General features: G+C 60.0%; 21 protein-coding genes and 1 tRNA gene. 7 read left to right on the top strand and 15 right to left on the bottom strand.

The annotated features are described in order from the left end of the window. Nucleotides 1–364 precede the first annotated feature (364 nt). The gene (locus R3C19_26515; protein MEZ6063916.1) at nt 365–1,372 is read left to right on the top strand and encodes a DUF1549 domain-containing protein; all 1,008 of its coding nucleotides are present in this window, start codon (nt 365–367) and stop codon (nt 1,370–1,372) included. A 111-nt stretch (nt 1,373–1,483) separates the two neighbouring features. Here the strand turns inward: R3C19_26515 and feoB are convergent, their stop codons facing one another. Both feoB and R3C19_26505 read right to left on the bottom strand, forming a co-directional pair. Further along, entirely contained in the window at nt 1,484–3,724 is a 2,241-nt protein-coding gene (gene feoB / locus R3C19_26510) for a ferrous iron transport protein B (GenBank protein MEZ6063915.1), read from the bottom strand. A gap of 28 nt (nt 3,725–3,752) precedes the next feature. Then, complete coding sequence (locus R3C19_26505) at nt 3,753–3,995, bottom strand: FeoA family protein (protein MEZ6063914.1); 243 nt, start codon at nt 3,993–3,995, stop codon at nt 3,753–3,755. Nucleotides 3,996–5,086: 1,091 nt separating this feature from the next. Between R3C19_26505 and R3C19_26500 the strand changes: the two genes are divergently transcribed. After that, nucleotides 5,087–7,489, top strand: a complete 2,403-nt coding sequence (locus tag R3C19_26500; GenBank protein ID MEZ6063913.1) for a CehA/McbA family metallohydrolase — start codon at nt 5,087–5,089, stop codon at nt 7,487–7,489. Between the two features lie 126 nt (nt 7,490–7,615). Here the strand turns inward: R3C19_26500 and R3C19_26495 are convergent, their stop codons facing one another. The 4 genes from R3C19_26495 to R3C19_26480 all read right to left on the bottom strand — a co-directional run bounded on the left by R3C19_26495 (nt 7,616) and on the right by R3C19_26480 (nt 11,850). Then, nucleotides 7,616–8,374 carry a CHAP domain-containing protein gene (locus R3C19_26495; GenBank protein ID MEZ6063912.1) on the bottom strand — a complete coding sequence of 253 codons (759 nt, stop codon included), beginning with the start codon at nt 8,372–8,374 and terminating at the stop codon, nt 7,616–7,618. A gap of 117 nt (nt 8,375–8,491) precedes the next feature. Further along, nucleotides 8,492–9,865 (bottom strand): argininosuccinate lyase, encoded by a 1,374-nt coding sequence (gene argH / locus R3C19_26490; protein MEZ6063911.1) that lies wholly within the window; start codon nt 9,863–9,865, stop codon nt 8,492–8,494. 4 nt (nt 9,866–9,869) lie between these two features. Then, nucleotides 9,870–10,256 carry a preQ(1) synthase gene (gene queF / locus R3C19_26485; protein ID MEZ6063910.1) on the bottom strand — a complete coding sequence of 129 codons (387 nt, stop codon included), beginning with the start codon at nt 10,254–10,256 and terminating at the stop codon, nt 9,870–9,872. Between the two features lie 250 nt (nt 10,257–10,506). Next, the gene (locus R3C19_26480; GenBank protein ID MEZ6063909.1) at nt 10,507–11,850 is read right to left on the bottom strand and encodes a DUF1444 family protein; all 1,344 of its coding nucleotides are present in this window, start codon (nt 11,848–11,850) and stop codon (nt 10,507–10,509) included. A gap of 255 nt (nt 11,851–12,105) precedes the next feature. Here R3C19_26480 and R3C19_26475 point away from each other — a divergent pair, with 255 nt between their 5' ends. Further along, nucleotides 12,106–12,465, top strand: a complete 360-nt coding sequence (locus R3C19_26475; protein MEZ6063908.1) for a hypothetical protein — start codon at nt 12,106–12,108, stop codon at nt 12,463–12,465. Beyond that, nucleotides 12,462–13,790, top strand: coding sequence for a PQQ-binding-like beta-propeller repeat protein (locus tag R3C19_26470; GenBank protein MEZ6063907.1), 1,329 nt, complete (start codon nt 12,462–12,464; stop codon nt 13,788–13,790). Before R3C19_26475 ends, R3C19_26470 begins: the two co-directional genes overlap by 4 nt. Before the next feature lie 30 nt (nt 13,791–13,820). On the opposite strand, the gene R3C19_26465 is transcribed toward R3C19_26470, so the two are convergent. After that, a complete protein-coding gene (locus tag R3C19_26465; GenBank protein MEZ6063906.1) occupies nt 13,821–15,209 on the bottom strand; it encodes an APC family permease in 1,389 nt (462 codons plus the stop codon). After that, on the bottom strand, nt 15,206–15,919 hold the full coding sequence (locus tag R3C19_26460) for a class I SAM-dependent methyltransferase (GenBank protein ID MEZ6063905.1): 714 nt from the start codon (nt 15,917–15,919) through the stop codon (nt 15,206–15,208). The genes R3C19_26465 and R3C19_26460 overlap by 4 nt, the downstream gene beginning before the upstream one ends. 225 nt (nt 15,920–16,144) lie before the next feature. Between R3C19_26460 and R3C19_26455 the strand changes: the two genes are divergently transcribed. Continuing rightward, nucleotides 16,145–17,035: a leucine-rich repeat protein gene (locus R3C19_26455; GenBank protein ID MEZ6063904.1), complete on the top strand. Its 891-nt coding sequence runs from the start codon at nt 16,145–16,147 to the stop codon at nt 17,033–17,035. A gap of 309 nt (nt 17,036–17,344) precedes the next feature. Here R3C19_26455 and R3C19_26450 read toward each other — a convergent pair whose 3' ends face one another. The 4 genes from R3C19_26450 to R3C19_26435 all read right to left on the bottom strand — a co-directional run bounded on the left by R3C19_26450 (nt 17,345) and on the right by R3C19_26435 (nt 20,733). Further along, nucleotides 17,345–18,088 carry a hypothetical protein gene (locus R3C19_26450; GenBank protein ID MEZ6063903.1) on the bottom strand — a complete coding sequence of 248 codons (744 nt, stop codon included), beginning with the start codon at nt 18,086–18,088 and terminating at the stop codon, nt 17,345–17,347. Next, nucleotides 18,081–19,115 (bottom strand): prolyl oligopeptidase family serine peptidase, encoded by a 1,035-nt coding sequence (locus R3C19_26445; GenBank protein ID MEZ6063902.1) that lies wholly within the window; start codon nt 19,113–19,115, stop codon nt 18,081–18,083. The genes R3C19_26450 and R3C19_26445 overlap by 8 nt, the downstream gene beginning before the upstream one ends. 22 nt (nt 19,116–19,137) lie before the next feature. Beyond that, nucleotides 19,138–20,454, bottom strand: a complete 1,317-nt coding sequence (locus R3C19_26440) for a 1-acyl-sn-glycerol-3-phosphate acyltransferase (GenBank protein MEZ6063901.1) — start codon at nt 20,452–20,454, stop codon at nt 19,138–19,140. 205 nt (nt 20,455–20,659) lie between these two features. Next, nucleotides 20,660–20,733 (bottom strand) — tRNA-Ile (locus tag R3C19_26435). A gap of 79 nt (nt 20,734–20,812) precedes the next feature. Here R3C19_26435 and R3C19_26430 point away from each other — a divergent pair. Further along, nucleotides 20,813–21,961 (top strand): tyrosine-type recombinase/integrase, encoded by a 1,149-nt coding sequence (locus R3C19_26430; protein MEZ6063900.1) that lies wholly within the window; start codon nt 20,813–20,815, stop codon nt 21,959–21,961. Between the two features lie 133 nt (nt 21,962–22,094). Here the strand turns inward: R3C19_26430 and R3C19_26425 are convergent, their stop codons facing one another. Further along, nucleotides 22,095–22,337 carry a helix-turn-helix domain-containing protein gene (locus tag R3C19_26425; protein ID MEZ6063899.1) on the bottom strand — a complete coding sequence of 81 codons (243 nt, stop codon included), beginning with the start codon at nt 22,335–22,337 and terminating at the stop codon, nt 22,095–22,097. A gap of 25 nt (nt 22,338–22,362) precedes the next feature. Here R3C19_26425 and R3C19_26420 point away from each other — a divergent pair, with 25 nt between their 5' ends. Then, nucleotides 22,363–22,686, top strand: a complete 324-nt coding sequence (locus tag R3C19_26420) for a hypothetical protein (GenBank protein ID MEZ6063898.1) — start codon at nt 22,363–22,365, stop codon at nt 22,684–22,686. Between the two features lie 53 nt (nt 22,687–22,739). Here R3C19_26420 and R3C19_26415 read toward each other — a convergent pair whose 3' ends face one another. Continuing rightward, nucleotides 22,740–23,060 carry a hypothetical protein gene (locus R3C19_26415; protein MEZ6063897.1) on the bottom strand — a complete coding sequence of 107 codons (321 nt, stop codon included), beginning with the start codon at nt 23,058–23,060 and terminating at the stop codon, nt 22,740–22,742. 82 nt (nt 23,061–23,142) lie between these two features. After that, nucleotides 23,143–23,298, bottom strand: a complete 156-nt coding sequence (locus R3C19_26410; GenBank protein ID MEZ6063896.1) for a hypothetical protein — start codon at nt 23,296–23,298, stop codon at nt 23,143–23,145. Nucleotides 23,299–23,347: the final 49 nt, after the last annotated feature.

Here is a 23,347-nt window from a genome sequence, read left to right as displayed (position 1 = left end):
GTGGTACCCGTGACGAGCGCATGCCCGGCGGGCGAGGCTCCTGCCCCTGGATACAGGGCGATTTTTCGGGTGCGGCGGTTTAGTATCGCTTTCCTCTGCACGGAATCGGTGTTTGCCGGCAAAGCGAACGACAGTTCAGAACTTGACAATTCCGCGAAAAGGAAAGCGACGACGAGTCGCCGCACTCCAAAGGCGTCGCTTGTTCGAAGACCGGCGCCAGCAGGCTCGCTGGCAGAAAGAGCCCACGGACATTGCACACGGACATATACCCGTCCCGAACACACAGATCCTGATTTCATCGGCGGCGATTGCTGGTAGACTCATGACGATTGAGCGATCGGAAACTGCGGACACGGACCTACTGATGTCGCACAGACGCGCAACTCAAATCGCAATCTTCTGCGCTGCCGTGTTTCTCGCGAACGCCCTGCATGCACATTCGCAGGACGAGCGACCGTGGCCGTTCTATTCGCCGAAAGCAGCATCGCCGCCGGACATGCCGTCGGATTGGATTCGAAACGAAATCGACTCGTTTGTCCTGCGTCGGCTGCACGATGCCGGGCTGCGTCCGGCGCCGGAGGCCACTCGTCAGCAGCTGATTCGCCGGCTGTACTTCGACCTCATCGGTCTGCCGCCGGCCCCGGAGGACGTCGACGCATTCGTCAGCGACAAATCGGAACAGGCCTGGGCGGACCTTGTCGACCGGTTGCTGATCGATCCTCGTTTTGGAGAACGATGGGCGCGGCTGTGGCTGGACGTGGCTCGCTATGCCGACACGGCCGGATACGAGGGTGATCCGGATCTGCCCCACGCCTGGCGATACCGCGACTACGTCATCGACGCGTTCAACAGCGACAAGCCGTACGATGAGTTCATCAGGGAACAAATCGCCGGTGACGAATTCGAAGAAATCATGGGAGCCGGTGATTTGCCGGAAACTCCCGCGGAACGCGTTGTAGCGATGACGTTCCTGCGACTCGCTCCGTTCACGGAACCGCGGGGCGATGAATCGCGCCACGAATTGCTGAGCGAGATGACGTCGACCGTCGGTGCCGTGTTCCTTGGACTCACCGTCGGCTGCGCGAAGTGTCACGACCACAAGTACGATGACATCCCCACCAAAGACTTCTACCGCCTGAAGGCATTCTTCTCGACGGTCTCCCTGCCCCGCCCCGAACCGGCTCATCGTACCACACATCTTTTAAGGTCCGCGTTTTCTCCAGCAAAGATTGGCGTCGTGAAATTATGTAATCATTACAACCTGATTTCGTTCGAGGTCCGTCATTACTTCGCCCCATCGTTAAAAATGACTGTGTTTTCGTTCGCATCAGCCGCAATTTGCTCCGCCACCTTCCTTTCGTGCAAAGACTGAGCCTACTGCACTCGCCATATTTGCCGATTCATCCCGGATCGAGACTTGTGTGGTACGATGAGCCGTCCGTGGAAGTGCGACTTGAGAAGCGACTGCGACCGCAGCCGCGTTCTACCCCAGTCGGCTGCCAATCTGATAGGTCACAAACGCTCCGATCCACGCCAGCAGCGTCATATACACAAACGAAAACGCGGGCCAGCGCCAACTGTTGGTTTCACGCCGCATGACAACCAGGGTCGACACGCACTGAGCACACAGCGCGAAGAACACCATGATCGAAACAGCCACGGGAATCGTATACACGCGTTTTCCGTCGGGCCATCGGGCGGACTTCATCGCTCCGCGAAGTCCGGAGCTGGTTTCGTCAACTTCGCCGCCAAGGCTGTAGATGGTTCCCAGCGTCGCAATGATGACTTCTCTGGCCGGAAACGACGCGACGACTCCCATGCCGATCTTCCAGTCCCAGCCGAGCGGCTTCACCACGGGTTCGATGGCATGGCCGACTCGCCCCAGCAGGCTTTGTTCCAGAAGTCGTGCGTTGGCGGCATTCAACCGGTCGCCCAGTTCTGCTGCGCGAAGTTCGCTTTCGGGATCGGCCGGGTCGAGCTGTTCGATCTGAGACATCAGTTCGTAACGTTCATCCTGCGCACCCGGAAACGAACCGGCCGCCCAGATCACAACGGTGGTTGCAAAAATCAGCGTGCCGGCTCGCAGCACAAACGCTTTTGAGCTGTCGAACACGCGGTGAACGACAACCTGCAGCGACGGCATGCGGTAATCCGGAAGTTCCAGCAGAAACGGCGACGGATCACCCCGGAAGGCCGTGTTCCGAAGGATGCAGGCCACGGGAATCGCCACGATCAGACCCAGACTGCTGATCGCCAGCAGCACCAGTCCCCGCAGCGGAAGCCATCCCGCCAGCGTCTGGTCAGGAACGAACGCATACGTCAGCAGTACGTAAACGGGCAGCCGCGCCGAACAACTCATCAGCGGAGCAACCAGAATGGTCACAAATCGGTCGCGCCGATTTTCGATCGACCGTGTCGCCATGATCCCCGGTACCGCACACGCGAACGACGACATCAGCGGCAGAAACGACCGGCCACTGAGCCCGATCAGAGCCATCACGCGGTCCATCAGAAAGGCCGCGCGAGCCATATAGCCGCAGTCTTCCAGAATTGCGATGAACAGAAACAGGATGGCTATCTGAGGCAGAAACACCAGCACCGAACCGACTCCCGCGATGACGCCATCGACCATCAGGCTGCGAAACGGCCCGGGACTCATCCAGCTCGTGACGACGTCGCTGACCGACGCCAGCACCGCTTCGACACCGTCGCTAAGCGGAGCGGAAATCCAGTAGATCGACGCAAACACCGCCAGCATCACCGCAGCGCAGATCAGCAATCCCAGCACGCGGTGAGTCAGCAGCATGTCCAGTCGTTCCGACGGCGTCCTGGTCGGATTTTCGGGAACGCGAACGACCTCCGCCGTGAGTTCTGAAATCGCCTTGTAGCGTTCTGCGGCTTCGACACCGGGAATCACGCAGCCCTGTTCGCGCAGCCTGGCGCGAGCTTCCGTGATGACGGTTTTCAATTCCGGCGAAGTCAGCATTCTGAGACGAGCAACGACGGAACCGCCTTCGTCCAGCAGAGCTCGCCGCATCAGAAAATCGCCCGCCAGATCTTTCGGGCAGCCATTCTTCAGCAGCCATTCGCGAAGTTGCCGGACTTCCGCTTCGAAGACATCCGGCATCGCCGCCGGTGCTTTCGGCGGCTGACCATGCATGGCCGCCGTGACAATCGCCGCGCGAAGTTCTTCCAGACCGGCGCGACGATGTGCTTCCGTGCTGACAACGGGAACACCAAGACGCTGTGAAAGGAGACCGCAGTCAATTGTCAGCCGGCCCTTGCGAACGGCGTCCCACATGTTCAGACACAGCACGACCGGGCGGCCGATTTCCAGAACCTGACTGACCAGGAACAAGTGCCGCTCCAGCGCGCCGGCATTACAGATGCAGACAATCACATCGGGTTCCGGCTGCCCGCCGTGTCCGGTCAGCACGTCCACCGCCACCATTTCGTCGGGCGAACGAGCAGACAGACTGTAGGTTCCCGGCAGATCGATCAGTTCGATCGAATGGCCCTCCCACTTCACCTGACCGACACGTTCTTCGACGGTGACTCCCGGATAGTTGCCGGTGCGCACGCGCAGGCCCGCCAAAGCGTTAAACAGTGTGCTTTTGCCGGTGTTGGGATTGCCGATCAGGGCGACGCGAAGAGGGCGGGCTTGTTTGTCGGCAGCGGAGGCGGCACATGCGGGGCGGGCAGAGGGTGGAAGGCTGGTGCTCACGGCTGAGCAATCACGATCTGATGGAGCCTTACGCCGGCACGCGCTCGGACACAGGGACGACAGTAACGCAGGATGCATCGGACGACCGCATGGAAATCCGCACACCACGAATCCGATACTCGACCGGATCTCCAAACGGCGCCCGCCGAATGACTTCCACGACTTCGCCGGGAATCAGCCCCATTTCCATCAGTCGTCCCGAAACAATCGCCTTTTGGCAGAGTTCCGAAACAATTCCACTCTGGCCGGGCCGGAGTTCAGAAAGCTTCATTTGTCGCAAATCCTCTGGAAAAGAGGCACCAAGCTCAATTATTGACGCTGAACCTGAGACTCAGTCTCATCTCGGTGTGTAAGAGATTATCGTATGGAAGGCTCATGTTGCCACCGATTTCCACCTCCTTTGCCGCGGATTCCTGCGGTTTCTCACCCGAGCGAAACCGGCGGAGATCAGGTGATGAACTGGGAATTCTGGGAGGCCTGGCGCATGAGTCGCGCGCACCGGACGTAGCGAGTCTTCGAAGGTGGTACCCGAGCCTCGCGAATGTTCGGGAGGGCGAGGCCCTGCCGAGCCGCGTGGGCCAAAGGACGCCCGTTGCGGCAGCGGCTCGGCAGGAGCCTCGCCCTCTCCGAGGGCCAGCCGCGCAAACGAGACTGACGATGGTCGCAGCATGTCCTGTAACGCTTTCCGACGCATGCCGCACAACTTCTTCGAAGATGTGGTACCCGAGGCGAGCCGCATGTTCGGGAGGGCGAGGCTCCTGCCGAGCCGCGTGGGCCAGAGGACGTCCGATGCGGCAGCGGCTCGGCGGGAGCCTCGCCCTGCCGATGGCTGCGCCGGAGGACGTCTGATCGCGCCAGCACGTCCCATAACGCTTTCCGACGGCTGCGCTGCACAGCTTCTGCGAAGATGTGGTACCCGCGGAGGGCTCATGTTTGGGAGAGCGAGGCTCCTGCCGAGCCGCGTGAGCCAGAGGACGCCCGATCGTCGCAGCGGCTCGGCAGGAGCCTCGCCCTCCCGAGGGTTACGCAAAAACGACCGACGATGGTCGCAGCATGTCCCAAAACGCTTTCCGACGGCTGCCGCACAACTTCTTCGAAGATGTGGTACCCGTACCCGGTGGCGAGCGCATGTTCGGGAGGGCGAGGCTCCTGCCGAGCCGCCGGAATCGACTTGGGCTGCGTTCGGTCGCGATCCGGTGACGCATGCAATCGTGCGGCGATAAACGTATAACGCAGTCTGCCATGTGGCGAAGGATTCGGTCGGAGCATGGCAGCGAATCGTCGGAAGTGGCGATTGACGCTGACAGGGGACTCTGCCCCTGTTGCTCACGATTTCCGTTGACGTTTTCGGGAGACGCTGTGATGAAGTCCCTTGCGAAGATTTCGGCCGTCGCATTGACCATGATTCTGGTCGGCGGGGTTGGTAATGCCGGACCGGTTGCTGCCTCGGAATTGACATTTGTCGGCAGTGTACCGCGGCAGCCGCTGGTGGCGGCCACGAAGAGACTGACGGAAGCGATGCTGTTCGCCGGTTCGCCATTCAGTAATGAAACTCAGCAGGCTCTGGAAGCGGCGTACGCGCTGGAAGACGACCGAGCCGCGGTGAAGGCCATTCAGGAGGCACTCGATCCGCTGTGTCTGGCCGAAGTGAATATCAACGCTGAAAGCCGCGTCAAGGTGGCCGAAGGTCCGGTGAAGAAGGAACTGATGCAGCAGGGCTGGCGGGCGTTTCTGGTCAAGGTTCACAACGAAGCGGGAATCAATCCGGAGCTGGTGGCGGAGAGTCCCAACGCGGCTCCGATGTATCAGCAGGGGCGAGGTGCTCGCCAGAAGCCTCGCACGGATGAGGACCTGGTGGATCCCGCGGAGGTGCCGGACCGCTTCCTGGATCTGTCGATGCTGTCGCGTGAGCCGTTGAAGCCGCGGCTGTCCGGACTGGCTGTGGAATATCGAGTTCTGTTGCTTTACAGCCGCGATTCCGGTCAGCGTGAAGCGTCACTGGCGTTCAACATCGGCGCTGGAACACAGGACATCGGTTTTCGAAATGCGGTGCCGATTCTGTTCGACGCGAAGCCAGCCGTGGAAGTCACGCTGAACGTTCGTGACGTCGACGGCGAACCAGCGATGGCGGCCTTTGTGATCAAGGACAAGTTCGGTCGAGTCTACCCGAATCCCGCTCGTCGCCTGGCACCGGATTTCTTTTTCCATTCGCAGATTTACCGGCAAGACGGAGAAACCGTCACGCTTCCTCCCGGCGACTACGACATTACCGTGACTCGCGGTCCGGAGTATCTCCCCGTCAAACTAACCGCTTCCGTCCCGGCAGCGAAGCAGCATTCGCTGGACATCCACCTGAAGCGCTGGATTCATGTTGCCGAGCGGAACTGGTATTCCGGCGACCATCACGTTCATGCCGCCGGGTGTGCTCACTACGACAGTCCGACCGAAGGCGTCGGTCCGGACGACATGATGCGGCACATTCTGGGCGAAGATCTGAATGTCGGCTGTGTCCTGAGCTGGGGACCGTGCTGGTACACTCAGAAGCAGTTTTTTGACGGCCACGTTTCCGGGTTGTCCACGCCGGATTATCTGATGCGGTACGACGTGGAAGTCAGCGGGTTTCCGTCGTCGCACGCCGGTCACCTGTGTCTGCTGAAACTGACGGAAGACGACTATCCCGGCACAACCGAAATCGAAGAATGGCCAAGCTGGACTCAGCCGGTTCTGCAATGGGGCAAAGATCAGGGCGGCGTTGTCGGCTACAGTCACAGCGGCTGGGGGCTGGCTCTGCCCGACATCATGCCGGACGGCTCACGTCAGTTTGTGAAGCGGCCGTGGGGCGGTGCTCCCAACGACTGGAAGGGTCGTGCGGCGGACAAGCTGCCAGACTTCGCAATGCCGCCATTCGACGGCATCGGCGCCAACGAATACGTGGTCACGACGGCTCAGGGAGTCTGCGACTTCATCTCGGCGGTAGATACTCCCGCGATCTGGGAACTTAACGTCTGGTACCACACGCTGAACTGCGGCATGACGTCCCGCATCAGCGGCGAAACCGATTTTCCGTGCATCTACGGTGACCGCGTCGGTCTTGGCCGTATCTACGTCAAGCTGAATGATGGCGAGGAACTGGACTATGATCGCTGGGTCGCGGGACTGAAGGATGGCCGCAGCTATTGCGGCGACGGGCTGAGCCACATTCTGGACTTTGCGGTGAACGGCACCGGCGTCGGAGAACGTTCTGCCGATGGAACGAAGGTCAGCCGTGTTGACCTTCAATCGGCGTCCACCGTTCAGGTCACGTTCGACGCGTCCGCGCTGCTGGAAGCGGCGCCGACGGATGAGACCGAAGCGATTCGCAGCCGACGGCTCGATGAAAAGCCGTACTGGCACATCGAACGCTGCCGGATCGGAGCAACCCGCAACGTTCCGGTTGAAGTCATCGTCAACGGCCAGGTCGCCGCGACGAAGGAACTTGCCGCCGATGCAAGCGTGTCGCACTTCGACATCCCGGTTCAGATCACTCAGTCATCGTGGGTGGCCGTGCGAATTCTGCCGTCGGTGCATACGAACCCGATCTGGGTTCACGTCGGCGATGAACCCGTTCGCGCGAATCGCAAGAGCGCGGAATGGTGCGCCGACGCGGTCAAAGTGTGCTGGGAATCCAAGCAGGGTCAGATCCGCGAAAAAGAGCGAACCGCCGCGAAGAAAGCCTACGACGAAGCGGAAGCCATCTACCGGCGGATCGCGGAGGAGTCTCGATAGGCGTCAGCGAACTCGCGCACGCTGCCGGCATGTTGTGTCGTCGGAACCGTGAAATTCCCGGTCCCGCGCCGCGGGAAGCGAACGCTGTTTCGGTCTCCGCCGGTGAAATTTCGCCGGCGGAGCATTTCACAATCGGATCACGGCAACGCGGCTTCCGGATGTTCCGTGACGATCGACCACCAGGATCATCGCCGGAACGCGGCCTTCTTTGGGGATGATCTGCGTGACGGAATACATCGAATCCAGCAGTTTCGGATTCGCGCCGGCGGCTCCCGTGGCTTCACAGACTCGCATGTTGCCTCCCGGAACGCATTGAGCACGATACGATTCCACGACGGCAACGTGACCGGGACCGGTCATCACCGAATTCCCGCGCATCCAGACAAGCAGGTCGCCCTGTCTGACGGCGTTTGAGTCATTCACGGCATTGGCCGGCTGAAAGTACGACGCCGCGCCGGTGTTGTTTTTGATCGAAGAACTGTTGGCCTTCTTTCCGTTGGCGATCAGATAATTCGTCGCGAACCCGGAACAGTCGATTCCCAGCCGGTCGTCGCAGTAAGCCTGAATGGTGGCCTGCGAAGGGTTCGCGATCTTGCCCGAACGGACGGCCCATTCCAGCGCAAGCTGATAATCCGCGGGAGCTCCCTTGCCCATTGCCGCGGACCGAATCTGGTCCTTGTGCTGCTGAAACCAGGGGTCCCGGCGACCGCCGCCGCTGACATGGAAATAGTCGGTGTGCTGGTCCGTGCCTTCGGTCCAGTTCATCATGAAGTATTTCCGCACGGCAATCGTGGCCGTCATTGGAACACACTGACGTCCGTTGTCGAGCACGTACGGAATCTGCAGATTTCGGTACTGATTCATGAACTGCAGCGGTGTGGGCATGGCATTCTCCCCGAGAAAACCGCGTTGAGGGAAACTGGCCCGTCGCGTACTTCATCGCCGGCTTCGATTCTCGCCCGATCCGGCGCGCAGTTGCGGGAGAACTTCCAAAAACGCGGATCACCGCAAGCGCCGCTTCCATTCCGCCACGCGATCCAGGACCGGCTGAGTTCCGCCGGAACCGAAACTCACCAGAGCGTTCATCGCGTTGCGAGTTCCCAGCACCTGGTACACATCCTGAGTGATGCGATCACAGGCGGACTGCAGTTCCGTCAGCGACAGATCCGCCAGTCGGCAACCGGCTGTCTCGCACTTCGAAACCAGCCTGCCGACGGTTTCATGCCCGGTTCTCATCGGGACGCCCTGTTTGATGAGGTATTCCATCAGAGCGGTCGCGTCCAGGAAGCCGTCTTCCAGCCGGGATTCAATCACATCCCGCCGCAGTTCGGCGCCGCTGACAACGGCCGGCATCAGTTCCAGACAGGCTTTCACGGTGTCGAACGCGTCGAACATCGCCAGCTTGTCTTCCTGCAGATCGCGGTTGTAGGCCATCGGCAGGCTCTTCAGCAGAATCAGAGTCTGCGGCACGGCGGCCATCACGCGAGCGGTCTTGCCGCGAATCAATTCCAGAACATCCGGGTTTCGCTTTTGCGGCATGATCGACGAACCGGTGGTGTAGGCATCGGGCAGTCGCAGAAATCCGAATTCCGTGGTGAACCAGATGATCCATTCTTCGCACCAGGTACTCATGTGCGCGGCGATCAGTGACAGGCAGAACACGAATTCGGCCAGATAGTCACGGTCGCTGCTGATGTCGAGACTGTTGGCGGCGACGCCGTCAAATCCCAACGCCTTCGCGGTCATCTGTCGATCAATGGGCAGCGACGATCCTGCCAGCGCGGCGGCTCCCAGAGGCGACACGCTGACTCGCCGACGGCAGTCCGCCAGCCGGTCCCGATCCCGCTGAAACTTCTCACAATAGGCCAGCCAGTAGTGAGCCGCCTGGACCGGCTGAGCTCGCTGCATGTGCGTGTAACCGGGCAGAATCACATCCGCATCGCGGTCGCAGCGGTCGACGAAGGCGGTCTGGACTTCGTTCAGCAGTCGGTCGATCAGATCGATCGCGTCGCGGACGTACAGTTTCAAATCGGTGGAAACCTGATCGTTGCGGCTTCGTCCCGTATGCAGCTTGCGCCCCACGTCACCGATGCGCGCGATCAGCGCGCTTTCAATGTGCATGTGGATGTCTTCCAGCGCCGCGGAAAAAGGAAAACTGCCCGACTCGATTTCGTCGCGAATGGCATCCAGCGTCGTGCAGATCCGGTCGCATTCGTCGTCAGAAATCAGCCCGACGGCGGTCAGCATCGCGGCGTGAGCCTTCGAGCCGCGGATGTCCACTTCGTACAGCCGGCTGTCGAAGCTGATCGATTCCGTGAACGCTTCAACTTTCGGATCGGTGTCCTGCTGAAACCGACCTCCCCATGCCTTGGCCAATGCATCAACCCTTCTGCTGCGGACTGCTCTGCTGTGGATTGCGGCCATGTTCCGCGATGACGGTGGTCCGAATCCCGCCGCGCGGCGTAAACGCGGCCTGGATCTGCATCCAGCGCGGCTGCGTGACGGACACCAGGTCGTCCAGGATCATGTTCGTCACACGTTCGTAAAACGCCCCGTGATTGCGGTATTGCTGAAGATACAGTTTCAGCGATTTCAATTCGAAGCACAGCCGATCCGCGATGTAAGTAATCGTCAGTGTTCCGAAATCCGGCTGCCCGGTCTTTGGGCACACCGACGTGAACTCCGGCGCGACGGTTTCGATCACGTAATCCCGCTGAGGAAAGGGATTCTCGAACGTTTCAAGAATATCGGCAGTCGGTTCGGACATGGCTGGACTTTGGATTCCTGTTATTCATCGCAGCGGCACGAGGTTCGGCGGTGAATTCTACGGACCAGCGCCGATGATTCCACAACGGCCGCCAACCGGCAGACTGTTCCGTGATTCGGGAATCGTCGCTGGCGAAACGCGGGCCAAACACGCGGCACCGTCGACAGGGCGGGCGTCGTGCGATCGGGGCGTCGTTTGGCACGGGCGATGAAGCCGGTTTCGCGCTGTCCACTGCATCGTCGTAACGCGGCTACGTCGCGGAATACTCGCTGACACCGTCCAGCGAAATGACCAGCAGCCGGCGCGTCAGCGGGTGGTGCATCGAGTTGTAATCCTGCAGCACTCGTTCTCGCACGTGGTCGATGAGTTCCGGGTGATCCAGCGAAACGGCGACGAAGAAATCTCGGTTGGGCACGCCGACAACCAGTTCCGGTCCGAACAGTTCCCGCATGCGAGCATGAAACTGCGTCCCCAGAATGCGAGCACTATTGTAGGCGTCCGGTTCCAGAGGCACCAGAATTCGGGGGTCGCTTTCGTCACCGACAACCGTCACCTTCAGCGGATGATCGCTGGAGTACCGGTCGAGATTCCGCATGGCCAGTTGTTCCAGTTCTTCCGGCGTGATCTGCCAGCGGTTGAGAAGTTCCCGATGAACAAACCGGTACGTGTCGTCTTCGTCGACCACAAACATCACCACCAGCCCGCCGACCCACGGCCGGCGCACAAAATCCGTCAGCCCTTCGTCGGCATCATCTTCCGGGTACAGCATCGGCATGATGCGGTCGCGGACTTCGTCCAGAGGCGGCATGATCTGATCCTGCCCCCATTCCTGCAGACGAACGACCGTGGTCAGCCCCGGCAGGACGATCTGTTCAAAGCGTTCCGGCCGCTTCAGATAGCTGCGGTAGAAGTTGGCCAGGTTGACTTCCGATTCCTGCACGCGAACGCTGAACCCCGCCGCCGGTTCGACTTTCAGCAGCGGAAAGTAGCGTCGCGCGAGCTGCATCACGTCCTGGCGAAAGACTTCGGGAGGCTTCGCCAGCACATCGGCGAAGGTGATCGAATTCAGCGCGGCTTCGCAGGTGGCGATTGTGTCTTCGTCGAGCGGTACTCCGGATGCCGACTGCAGGCTGGCAACAACCATGATTTCGCGGTGTTCGATGATCCACAGCCGCCACTGATAGGTGGCTCGCGGCGTCAGCATTCGTCGCCACCATTTGCCGCCGCGGCTGCCGCGCGAAGTTCCCGACCAGGCCTTGCTGGGACTCTGCAGTGTCAGAGCGGTCGCCTGCTTCGAATGCAGCACCGCAGGAAACAACGCCGACGCGTCGAACGAAGCCGCCTGAGTTTCCGGCGACGAATCTTCCACCCACGCCGCATACAGTGTCATGGACCACCTGCGGTGCCGCGAAGAACTTTCGTCACCGGACGCATCGGCGCCGGCTGGTGATATCTCCACGAAGGCTTCCGTCTGGCGCGACGTCAGGCTTCGGGGCATCTGGAATGAAAACCAGTTGGCCGGTCCCCGGAATTCCACAAACGACGACTCGTCGCGAGGCAATTCGTGGGCTGAGTCGTCGGACGGATTGGGCATGATGTCGTTCACCGCAAGTCCCGATCGCGGTCACCGGTGTGCCGGCAGACCGATTGATCGGCAAGGCGGCGATTGTACTGCGTCGTTTCAGAAACCCCAAACGGTTCCCGTCGAATGTTGCGCCGGCGGAATTTGAAACGACACCGCTCGCTGCGCAGAATGAAACGCCGCGGCGCTGCCGTTGACTCAGATCATTCCGATGCGCTGACTCAAAAATGCGCGGCGACGTTCGGCTTGTCATTGCCCGAGTCATCGGTGAAACTGGCCGCCCGCGATTACTCCCGCGACGCTTCGTGGAAGGACGTTTCCGTGTCGTCGTTCAATCCCTACCAGCCTCCCGCTCAGCGAAAACGACAGAACAGCACCGCCGCGGTTGTCACAGCACTGCGTCGCGGCTGGACCGCTTCGTTTCGAACGTTTGTCGTGTTGTCGTTTATCGTGTTCGGGACCAGCATCTTCTACAACTGCCTGTTCGACACGTGGCTCGACTGGCGAGCATCAGCGGCCGGACTGTGCGCCGTTTCGCTGTTGATCTGCCCCGCCACATTTCTTGCGACGTACTTTGAATCGCAGTCTGAACAATTCCTGCCGGATGAAGAGAGATTCTCCCTATGAGCCGAACTGGAACGCGCTGTCTGCTGGCCCTGGCGCTCGTACTTGCTTCCCCAGTCCTGTTCGCTGCCGACTGGCCTCAGTTCCGCGGTCCGGACGGTCAGGGCCGCGCTGCGAATGCCAACCTGCCGCTGACCTGGAGCGAAACGGAAAACGTCGCATGGAAGACGCCGATTCCCGGAGAAGGCCATTCGTCGCCGGTCATCGCCGACGATCAGATCTGGCTGACGACGTCAATCAGCCGATTCGCCTCCGAAGAACAGACACCTCCCGCCAAGGAAGAAACGTCCTCCGGCGCCAAAGTTCCCGCCGGACTGACGCTGCAGGCGCTGCGAGTGAATCTGCAGTCCGGCGCTGTGGAAAAGACGATTACGCTGTTCGAAATTCCGAAGCCAGAACCAAAACACACGCTGAACAGCTACGCCTCGCCGACACCTGTGATCGCCGACGACCTGGTCTATTTTCACTTCGGAACCTACGGAACCGCCTGCCTGAACCGCCATTCCGGCGACGTGGTCTGGAAGGAGGATTCCATTCACGTCGACCACCAGAACGGACCGGGAAGTTCGCCGATCATCTGGAACGATATGCTGATCATTCATTTCGACGGCATGGACGACCAGTTCATCACAGCCTTCAACCGGCACACCGGGAAGATCGCATGGCAGACACATCGGTCAGGTGAAATGAGTCCCACGGCCGAAATGAAGAAGGCTTACGGAACTCCGCTTGTTGTGGAATCGAACGGCGTGCCGATCGTCGTCTCACCGGCCGCTGACTGGGTCTACGGCTACGACGCTCGAAACGGCAGCGAAGTCTGGAAGGCCAGCTACGGCCAGTCAGGGTTTTCGACCGTGCCGCGACCCGTTGAAGAAAACGGCACCGTGTTTATCGCCACCAGCTACATGCAGTCGCGGCTGCTGGCGGTTCGCTGCGACGGCGTCGGCGATGTATCGGAGACTCACGTGAAGTGGATGTCCGATAAGCAGGTGCCGAAGAAGCCTTCGATGCTGCTGGTGAAGGGCCAGTTGTACTTCATCAGCGACTCCGGAATTCTTTCCTGTGTGAACGCGGAGGATGGAACGGAGATCTGGCAGAGTCGTCTGCCGGGGGAATACTCGTCGTCGCCGCTGTACGCGTCCGGCCGAATCTACTTCTTCAACCAAAGCGGCCTGACGACCGTCATCGCGGAAGGCAGTGAGTTCCAGGAACTGGCTTCGAACCAACTGGATTCCGGATTCATGGCTTCGCCCGCGGTGGCCGAAAATTCGCTGATTCTGCGCACGGAGAAAGCTCTGTACCGAATCGAATCTCCGCATGGCCGCTGACCGCACTTGCTTGCACGGCAGCCCCAGATGTCAACTGCCGACAGGCGTCTCATGGCGACGGCCGCGAACTCGAAACACGTTCCACGCGACAAGGCCCGTGACGATCGTCAGCGCGGTGCCCGCCAGGTGCCGCACGCCCAGTGGAGCGCCGTCGGCTCCGCGACGGAGCATCAGCAGCACGATCGATGTGAATGTGGCCGCGACGTAGACCGCAGCAGCCAGCGACTCGATGTGTGACGACGCGAAATCCGTGCGCTGCCGTACTCGCCGCAGAAACAGCGTTGCGACGCAGCAGGCCGATGACAGCGACAGAGTTGTTCCCAGATAGTCCAGCAATCCCAGCAGCGATGTTTCCACGATTCCCGCGGCCACGAGAACTCGCTGGATCAGAATCAGCGCGACGGCCAGCAGGGTCTGCAGGCTCACCGAACGAACCGCGCCGTGCCGGTCAATGCGAAACAACTGCGGGAACACGCCGTCGGTCGCCATCTGCGAATACACGCGCGGCCCGGTCATCAGCATTCCGGAAACCGACGAAAACAGTCCCAGCGAAATCGTGACGCGGATTAAAATCTCCAGACAATGGCCGCCGATGCTGAGTGCCGAGATCGCCGCGACATCGTTCCGTCCGACAAGCTGCCCCGCGTCTGTCGAAGTCACAAACGCCAGGTTCAACAGCAGATACAGAGCGGCCACAAGCAGCGTGCCCAGCAGGAGTGCTCTGGGAACACTGCGACTGGCCTGCTCAGATTCCGACGCCACGTATATGGCGGCGTTGAAACCGGCGTAGCTGAGCGAAATCCACACGACCGAAGTCGCGATGGCCGTCGTCACGTCCCACATATTGGTCGGCGCGGATTCGATTGCGGCGAAGTGCCATTCGTGAACCGGCAGCCTGACCGCAACGACGCCCAGAAACACGGCCAGCGCCAGCAGCTTCACGACGACGACGATATTCTGCAGGATCGCTCCGCCGCGAACATGCATCGCATGAGCGACGCCGCACGCGAGTACCAGCGCAATCGCGACGACGTCGTCCGGCAGCCATTCCGGGCGATCAGACGGTCGCAGGGCATAGCTTTCAAATGCGACAGCCGCCGTTGCGATCGCTCCGCTGAATCCTGCTGTCAGCGACACCCAGCCCGCCAGGAATCCCGCCATGGGATGGACGTTGCGAGTCAGATAAAGGTACTCGCCGCCGGATTCCGGCATCAGTCTGGCGAGTCTTCCGAACGCCACCGCACCGCACAACGCGATGCCGCCTCCGATCAGCCAGCACACCATGACGCGCGCCGGCGACCCCACGGCGGCCAGAGTATAGCCGGACGTCGTGAAGACTCCGGAACCGATCATGCTGGCGATCACAAGCAGAGTCAGCGTCGCCAGGCCGTACGGTTTCGAATGCTGCGCACCGCTCACTCAGCCGGCTTTCGAAACCGCAGCAGGTAGTTTTCCTTGAATTCCGGAATCTCGACCTCGTCGATGAACTCCAGTCCGGCGGCTTCGATTTCGCCGCGAAACGTCGCCTTGTCCGCTCGAATGTGAGTCAGCAGCCATTCGCGGGAAGTACCGGGAATCCGGTCAAATTCCACCAGAATCAGTTCACCGCCCGGCTTCAGAGCTTTGCGGATTGACGCCAGCATGTCCTTGTGGAATTCGAAATGATGATACGTGTCGCAGATAAACACGCGATCCACCACTTCGGGTTCCAGTGTGATTGAACGATCGTTGCTCAGCACCGGCTGGACGTTATGCAGCTCATCAGCTTTGATCCGGCGCGTGATGTGTTCGATGAATTTCGGCGAGATGTCGACGGCAAACACGCGGCCTTCATCGCCGACCGCTTTCGAAAACGGTCCCATGTACAGTCCCGTACCGGTGCCGACGTCCGCGATGCTCATTCCCGGCTGCAGTGCGACTGCCTTCAGTATGGATTCCCGCCCGGCGAAGACCTCGCGGCTTTCAATTTCGAATCTCTGCAGCCATTCCTCCGGATTCAGGTCCGGGTTCAGAAAGTTGTCGTTAATGCCTTCCGGTACCGGCGATCGATCGGCCGCGGGCTTGTCTTCCGCCATCGCCGGAATACACAGAAACGCAGTCAGAATGGCGGCGGTGATTGGGCGAGTCATGTGGGGTTCCTGTCGGGAGTTTGCTGTCGTGGTCTTCTGTCAATAAACGATGGCACGCAACGGACGACACGCCGGATCGGTCACCGATGACTGATCCCTTCTGTCAGACGTCCGTATGCCGATTTCACACAGGTGATGCGGCCCGCCTGGCGGATTATACTGTCATTCAGCCGCGAAATTGCGGCCGACGCTTATCGTTTTTTCGTCTGAACAGGTCTTTGAGAAATGTCACGCTCTTTCAGGAAACTCCAACAGCTCAGCTTTCTGATGTTGACCGTCGTGCTGACGGCGATTCACGAAAAACCCGCTGCCGCAGATCCACCGGCTGCCGAAGAAGTCAGCGTTCCCGATGAAAACCTGGCGTCGGTTCTGAAAGACATATTGAAGCGAAAAGCCGTCGAAGGAGAAGCCTTCACCGCCGAGAACCTGCAAAAGATCTATTACCTGCAAGCCATCGACAGGCAGATTCAGGATCTGACGGGACTGGAACACTGCACAAACCTGGCCGAAGTGCGTCTTTCACAAAATGCCATCCAGGACGTGTCGCCTCTGGCCGCCTGCGTCAACATTCAGTCGCTGGACCTTGCCGGCAATAAGATCACTTCCATCGACCCGCTGCGTGCTCTGACGAAGCTTCAGTACCTGAACGTCGAAAACAATCAGATTCCGAAACTGGACGCTGTGACGGAATTGAAGGCACTCGCTTCGCTTTACGCCGACGGAAATCAGATCGAATCGCTGGATCCCCTGAAGGATCTGCCGAAGCTGCATTCTCTGTACGCCGCGGGCAACCGGATTTCTGACGTGCAGCCTGTGGCCACGCTGGTGCATCTCGATAGCCTTGACCTGAGCGGCAATCAGATCGAAGACGTGTCAGCTTTGAAGTCGCTACACGAACTTCGCTTCACGTTTCTGATGAAAAACAGGATCCGCGACATCAGCCCGCTTGCTGAAATGGCCCGCGCCGACAACGAATCCGAACGGCGGTTTGCTCCGTACTGGAGACTGTACCTGGCCGAAAACCCTCTCGACGCCGACGGAACACAGCAGCAGTTTGAAATTCTGAAAGCCGCCTCAGTTCGCGTCGATTTGAAATACATCCGTGAACAGCAGTAAACAGCCAGCCCGCGCGGTTCGGCCCTGCGGCAGAAGAGAATACACCCTCCCGCGCCGCGGGTCGAAGTTTGATCGCCGTTCATGCGATCAAACGAGGGGAGGGTCAGCCGCGCAACGCGACTGCCCTGCACGCAGCTCTCCCCGCGATCGAACGGCTGAACGGCATTCGATCGGCGACCCTCCCGTTCAGACGGGAGAGTGAAGCAATTGCCGCTCTGCACGGGTCGATATTCATCTGTCGATTGCCGCAACACAATGGACGTTTCGTCGGCTTTCGGTCCGGTCCGCCAGCGCGAAAACGCCGCATGACTATTCACCGGCTGTGGCGGCTTCGTGCCGAGCGTTGGCGGCGTCGATGATGGCCAGCAACGCTTCCGTAAACACCGGAGGTAAGTCCTCCACCACGTTAAGCCCGTCGCGAACTCCCGAAATCCGCGGCTCGCTTCTTCGCCACAACTGAACGCCGAAGGAGAAAACGAAGATCGGTGCAAGCGAAGTGACAAAGAACATGAGTTCTCCGTCGAGAATCGATGGTCCGTAGTACAGACTGAAAGGGATTGCGATTCCGCAGATCACCATCAGCAGAAGTCCTATTCTGCGCCGTCGTCGTTCGCGTTCGAATTCGGTGCGGCTAATAAACCACGATGCCGCAACTCGTCGCCGCCCGCGATGTGCCAGCGTCAGCAGGGTTACACCAGCGGTCGCGAATCCCAAAGCCGTCAAAGTGGAAATCCCTGCAGGTGACTGCACGCGAAATTGCTGGCGAATCATCGCCGTGATGTTTGGAAACTGAAAAGTCGTCATCATCAGGCACAAATACGCGCCAATCTGAAGTCTGTGCGACGACCATTTCAGGGTCCGGCGGACGTTAACAAGGTCTGTGCGAACCGCCGTCCTGATGCATACCGGGGGAAACTCCAGAGTATCGCCGCACAATACAGCGGTCGTCGAGACCAGAAATGCCGTACCCGCTTCCAGTCGCACGCCGGCGTCCGGACCCGGCCCGCTGGCAGGAGCTCGATACGGGTTGAATTCGGCAGCCGGTTCACTCAATCGCCTTTTCCTCCTGACGATCGCTGCTTTCCGGCTGGACAAGTCGCGACTGTTGCGACAGCCACTCACAGGCAGGCTCCGGAAGTCCCTCGTGTCCGCCCTCGAAGATTGTCACGCGAGCGTTCCGCGATTGTCTTCGCAGCAGAATCCTTCGTCCATAGGTCGGGTCACCGGCTTCATCGGAAGGCGTCGGTCGCGACAGGGTTTCTTCCTGCAGCAGTTCCGCGATTTCACTCGACGAGATCGTCGCCGTCCCGTGAGCAGCCGTGACCGTCAGGTACGCATTCAGTGTGTGGTCAATCGGCACAGATCCCGTGTGTCCGTCGTGGACACCGGCGTTGAAGTCCAGCGGCAGGTCCGCGGCGTTGCTCAGGTGAAACAGCGGCGACCGTTCCTGGTAGCTCGCGTCAATCTCCGGCGACGTACCGGGAGGACCACCCAGACACTTCACGATCATCTGCGCGTATCGCTGCGGCTGCCCTTCCTTCACGTGAAAGTGATACCAGCGCTGCAGATCACTGATTCCCACCCACTCCGAAACTGCGGAGAACCGATCGGGATGATACGCGGCCATCAGCATCGCCATGTGGCCGCCGCCGGATGTTCCCGCAAGATAGATTCGCCGACGATCGACGCGAAACTTCTCGCACGCGAAGTCAATCGCGTCCAGCACATCCCGGCGGGCAAACTCCGACCCACACGCCTGCGGAGTTTCATTCACACCCCGGAAATTCGGGTGCAGAAAAATCCAGTTGCGAGCAACCGCCTGTTTCAGCCACTTGCTGTTGTCCTGCGTGTAATCGCCGCTCCACGAATGCAGGAACACAAATAGCGGCAGCGGGCTGTCGCCGTTCGCTTCGTCGGGTGCCCAGTAGCGAACGGGCTGTTCCATGCCATCCAGAGAACTGACCACCTGCGTTGTCGTCAGCTCAGGAACATCGGAAGCACTCACGTCGTCCGCCGACGTGATGCGTGCGTGCGACAGGCAGCCCGCCAGCAGCAGGCACAGCATTCGGACTCGAAACATGACATGACTTTCAGAACAAAGGCTACGCCTGGTCCGACACGACAGCTTCGCCAACGGGCGAATCGCTGTCCGACGAGGCTCCGTCCGCGGAATCTCCATCGTCCGAATCGTCGGTTGCGGTCACGGGTTCCGGAGGCCACCAGTCTTCGATCCCCAGCAGGTCCAGCAGTCGCTGCCGAAGAGTGGCCATCAGCGGATCACCGGAACGATCCTTCTTCTGTGCCGGATCGACTTCGATGGCTTCACCGATTGTGATGTCGACATGCACGTCGCGACGGATTTCGAAGCGGTCGGTCATGTCTTCTTCCAGCCGCTCCACCGTTTCAAACAGACGGTCCACCGATGCTTCGCCGCAGCGTCCGTCTTCCAGATAGCCTTCCGGATAAAGTGACAGACACTGCGCGTAGTACAGATCGGTCAGCAGCCGCCAGCGACGCCTGCGTTCAGCGCGATCGACGCTGCCGCGCGACATGTCGGGAACGATCGCCGCCCGCAGATCCTTCACGCGGGCGCTGATGCTTCCCGTGCGAGTCTGCCCGAGCCACTCGCGTTCCATCGGCTGCAGGATGTCATTCAGCAACCGCTGAATTCGGGAATGCAGACCTCCCGCGCGAGCTTCCCCCAGAACCTGAATTTCCCTGGCACACAACAGCGCCCGGCCCAGCCGTCGCAGGCGGTCAATCAGCGGAAGATTGTCCAGAGTCTGCCAGAACACCATGCGTTCCAGTCGCTCGATCGCCGGCACCAGGGATGTATTCGGATCAGAACGATGCCTGTAACGAAAGGCCACGGGATGAATGACGACTCGCGAATCGGGATGCCGCCTCGCTCGGCGTTTCGCCGCCGCGCGAGCGATGAACGACGTGCCGTCCATCAGCGGCAACAGCCGGTCGTTGGCAAAGGAAATCGATCCTTCGGGAAAGATCACCAGCGGACGCTCCGCCTCGGCGACGATGTCCACCGACGTGTCCAGAGCCTGCCGGTCAAATCCTTCGCGATAAATGCTGAACCCGCCGACGCGCCGGGCAATAAACGTTTCCAGCCGGCTTTGTCGAAACACATGCCAGCTTGCCAGCGCGTAAAAATGGCAGGGAGTCTCCATCGTGATGACTCCCGTAAGCATCGGGTCCGAAATCCGGCAGTGATTCGGACACAGAATAATGCCGTGTCCCGCCTTCAGGGATCCCCGCAGATGCTCAATGCCGTGAGTCGTCCAGCCCGTGATCCCATAATTCGTTCGCAGAAACCGCGGCAGGTAAAACCGAAAGGCCCACGACCAGAACTTCCCCCGATACGGCGGAACGAAGGTATAGGGATCGTCGAAGACTATCTTCTGCATAACGTCGCTGCCGCGTCCGCGCGAATCAATGAACAGGATCGGCTGCCGGGTCTCATGACACCGCCATACATGTCGAACCGCGCCAACCGAAGCCGCGCGACCGACCTCAGTCGCCGGACTCGCGCCGACTGAGTTCGCCGGCAGACACTCACAAACACCCCCCCAGCCTCAGAAAACACCCTGCCTCAACTGCGTCCCATACAAATAGGGCCAGAGGGACTTGAACCCCCAACCAACGAATTATGAGTTCGCTGCTCTAACCGATTGAGCTATGGCCCCTGATTGTTAGAATCTAACTCAGACTTGAGGACGACACCCGATACGACACCCGTTTTGCTTCTTTCCTGAGAACATTGCAATGGCAAAGACAAGAACCAAGCCAGGCAAACCACGCAGGAATTTTCCGCTGTTTCCGCATCAGAACGGTCAGTGGGCGAAGAAAATCAAAGGGAAGCAGTACTACTTCGGGCCGTGGTCTGATCCGGAAGGCTCGGAAGCGAAGTATCTCGCACAGCGTGAGTATCTTCAAGCAGGTCGAACACCGCCGCAGGTGTCGGACGGGTGTCGTATCGTCGACCTTGTCAACCGGTTCCTGACCGTGAAGCAGGCAATGGTGGATTCTCAGGAACTGTCGCCGCGATCCTTCCTGGACTACTTTCGCTGTTGTGAAAACATCATCAGCCATTTCGAACGCGAGCGTTTGGTGTCCGACATTCGCGTGGAGGACTTCGAACGCTACCGGATCAAACTGGGTAAGGTCCGCGGTCTGAGTGCCATCGGTGTGCAGGTGACCGTGTGCCGAATGGTGTTTCGCTTTGCATTCGAGAACGAACTAATCGATCGCCCGGTCCGATTCGGTCAGCACTTCAAACGCCCGTCAAAGAAGGCTCTGCGCCTTGACCGTGCCCGAAAGCAGCAACAGCACGGTCTCAAGATGTTCGAGGCCGCGGAACTGAGGACGATTCTTGATGCGGCCTCCGATCCTCTTCGAGCAATGGTTTATCTCGGTGTGAATGGCGGCCTCGGTGCCAGCGACCTGGCAGAACTGACGGACTCCTCGATCACTCACGGATGGCTCGATTTTCCGAGAGTCAAAACAGGGATTCCCCGGCGCATTCCGCTTTGGCCGGAGACGATAGAGGCGATCAAATCTGCATCACTGTCCCGGCCGAAAGCCCGCGATGACGTCCGCAGCGATCTTCTTTTCATCACCAAGTACGGACGACCGTGGGTCAGGACAGGACCGTCCGGCACAAGTAATATCGACAAGATCGCAGATGCGTTTGCGAAGCTCCTGAAGGCACTCGGGCTGAAGAGGCAGGGCGTGGGATTTTACGCGCTGCGTCATACGTTCGAAACGATCGCCGGGGGCAGCGGCGATCAGGTTGCCGTTGACGCGATCATGGGCCATGTCAACGATGACATGGCGAGCCTCTACCGTGAGCGCATTGATGACAGTCGGCTGACCGCAGTTTCGGATCGGGTCCGGGACTGGCTGTTTGGCTGACAAGGCTCTGAAAAGCTGCAGGAAAACCGTCTTGTATTCGGATATCAGCGGCCGAATTGTGTAAACGGGTGAATCGCAGACCGAGTCCGGTAATGACGCTGACAGGCTCGGCGGCCGCAGGTCAGTCTGTAGGTTAGAAGAATTCAATGACCTCCGCTGGTGATACCTTTCGGTTCTGCGGGACATGTTTTCTGAATCGGCGTGCCTGTTTGAACGCGGTGAGTGCGGGTTCCGTGATCCGGTAGGCTCGGCGGGGGGCGGATGGCGGGGCGGCGTCGTAGGCTTCGAGGTGGCCCTGTTCGATGAGGCGTTTCACGGTTTCGCGGCGGATCTGCAGGTGTCGGGCGACCTGGCTGATGGAGAGGTCACGATTCATCGTTTCGCCCTTTGCGAAACAACACGTGGCGGCGGGTTTCCCGGCTGAATGGCATGAGGTCGATGCGGAGGATTCGGATGGATTGGTGGCGGGGGCCGAGGCGGTGGTGGTTCAGGAGGCCGGAGGTGATGAGTTTCATGACCTGGGTTGGGCGGAGATTGAGTTCTTCGGCGGCTTCGACGATGGACAGCATTCGCAGGCGGTGGCTGAGAGAGGAGTTGTGGTGCATGGTCGGGAGCTCCGGCGCGGGAACGGAATGAACTTCCAGACTGTTCACGCGCGGGGCGGGCGGAGTGTTGCGGAGGAGGAGATCAGCCGGTGTGATCGGCGCGTGAAAACGGCCGAGTGATGGGAGGCATCAGTCGGCCGGGAGCAACTTCGGGGAAGGCTGCGGAGCTGCGGTTACATGCTCAGTTCGAACGTGTCGTCGATTGTCGGGCTGTGCTGTTCGGGCTGGTGATCCGCAGCCTGGTGATTCATCGACGGTTGATGCGTCGGCTGATCGTGGCCGGGCTGCTGCTGCTGATTTTTGGGGTGCCGGTCGTTGTAAACTTCCTGCGGCAGTGTGTTGCCGGCGAGGCCCATTTCCTCGACGGGTCTGACGCTGTCGGGGAATGCGGGCAGGATCGCCGAGAGTTCCTTCAGTCCGGCGCGGAACATTGCGGACGCGTGGCCCTGGCCGATCTTCGGCCCCTGCTGACCTGGCTGCGGTTGCTGTTTCATGGTGACGAACCTTTCTGAGTCTCGTGGTGAGGAACCGGAAGTGATTGTCCGGATGCCGGCTCACGGTGTGCCGGACGGCGGATCAGTCGCCGGCGCGGTGCCGGTCGGTGAGGATGCGTTCGAAGGTGGTGACGTCGAGGCCCTGTCGTTCAGCGCTGCGGCATTCGCGCGACAGTTGCCGGAGCAGAGACACGACGCCGGCGATGTGCGGACTGAAGTTCGTGAGTCGGGAGATCATGATCACAGCTCCTGAAGTTGGACATGACAGAAGTGAACAAGTCAGCGGC

The sequence above is a fragment of the Planctomycetaceae bacterium genome (assembly GCA_041398785.1).
Lineage (GTDB): Bacteria > Planctomycetota > Planctomycetia > Planctomycetales > Planctomycetaceae > JAWKUA01.
Note: the sequence above shows the minus strand (reverse complement) of the source record. Positions and strands in the feature narration are given on the sequence as shown.

Bases quoted from the DNA above. Each gene is read 5' to 3' on its own strand.
- R3C19_26515 (MEZ6063916.1), top strand. From the start codon at position 365: ATGTCGCACAGACGCGCAACTCAAATCGCAATCTTCTGCGCTGCCGTG.
- R3C19_26480 (MEZ6063909.1), bottom strand. From the start codon at position 11,850: ATGCCCAATCCGTCCGACGACTCAGCCCACGAATTGCCTCGCGACGAG.
- R3C19_26415 (MEZ6063897.1), bottom strand. From the start codon at position 23,060: ATGAAACAGCAACCGCAGCCAGGTCAGCAGGGGCCGAAGATCGGCCAG.
- R3C19_26430 (MEZ6063900.1), top strand. From the start codon at position 20,813: ATGGCAAAGACAAGAACCAAGCCAGGCAAACCACGCAGGAATTTTCCG.
- R3C19_26410 (MEZ6063896.1), bottom strand. From the start codon at position 23,298: ATGATCTCCCGACTCACGAACTTCAGTCCGCACATCGCCGGCGTCGTG.
- R3C19_26470 (MEZ6063907.1), top strand. From the start codon at position 12,462: ATGAGCCGAACTGGAACGCGCTGTCTGCTGGCCCTGGCGCTCGTACTT.
- R3C19_26440 (MEZ6063901.1), bottom strand. From the start codon at position 20,454: ATGCAGAAGATAGTCTTCGACGATCCCTATACCTTCGTTCCGCCGTAT.
- queF (MEZ6063910.1), bottom strand. From the start codon at position 10,256: ATGTCCGAACCGACTGCCGATATTCTTGAAACGTTCGAGAATCCCTTT.
- R3C19_26495 (MEZ6063912.1), bottom strand. From the start codon at position 8,374: ATGCCCACACCGCTGCAGTTCATGAATCAGTACCGAAATCTGCAGATT.
- R3C19_26455 (MEZ6063904.1), top strand. From the start codon at position 16,145: ATGTCACGCTCTTTCAGGAAACTCCAACAGCTCAGCTTTCTGATGTTG.
- R3C19_26425 (MEZ6063899.1), bottom strand. From the start codon at position 22,337: ATGAATCGTGACCTCTCCATCAGCCAGGTCGCCCGACACCTGCAGATC.
- R3C19_26500 (MEZ6063913.1), top strand. From the start codon at position 5,087: ATGAAGTCCCTTGCGAAGATTTCGGCCGTCGCATTGACCATGATTCTG.
- R3C19_26460 (MEZ6063905.1), bottom strand. From the start codon at position 15,919: ATGACTCGCCCAATCACCGCCGCCATTCTGACTGCGTTTCTGTGTATT.
- R3C19_26505 (MEZ6063914.1), bottom strand. From the start codon at position 3,995: ATGAAGCTTTCTGAACTCCGGCCCGGCCAGAGTGGAATTGTTTCGGAA.
- R3C19_26445 (MEZ6063902.1), bottom strand. From the start codon at position 19,115: ATGTTTCGAGTCCGAATGCTGTGCCTGCTGCTGGCGGGCTGCCTGTCG.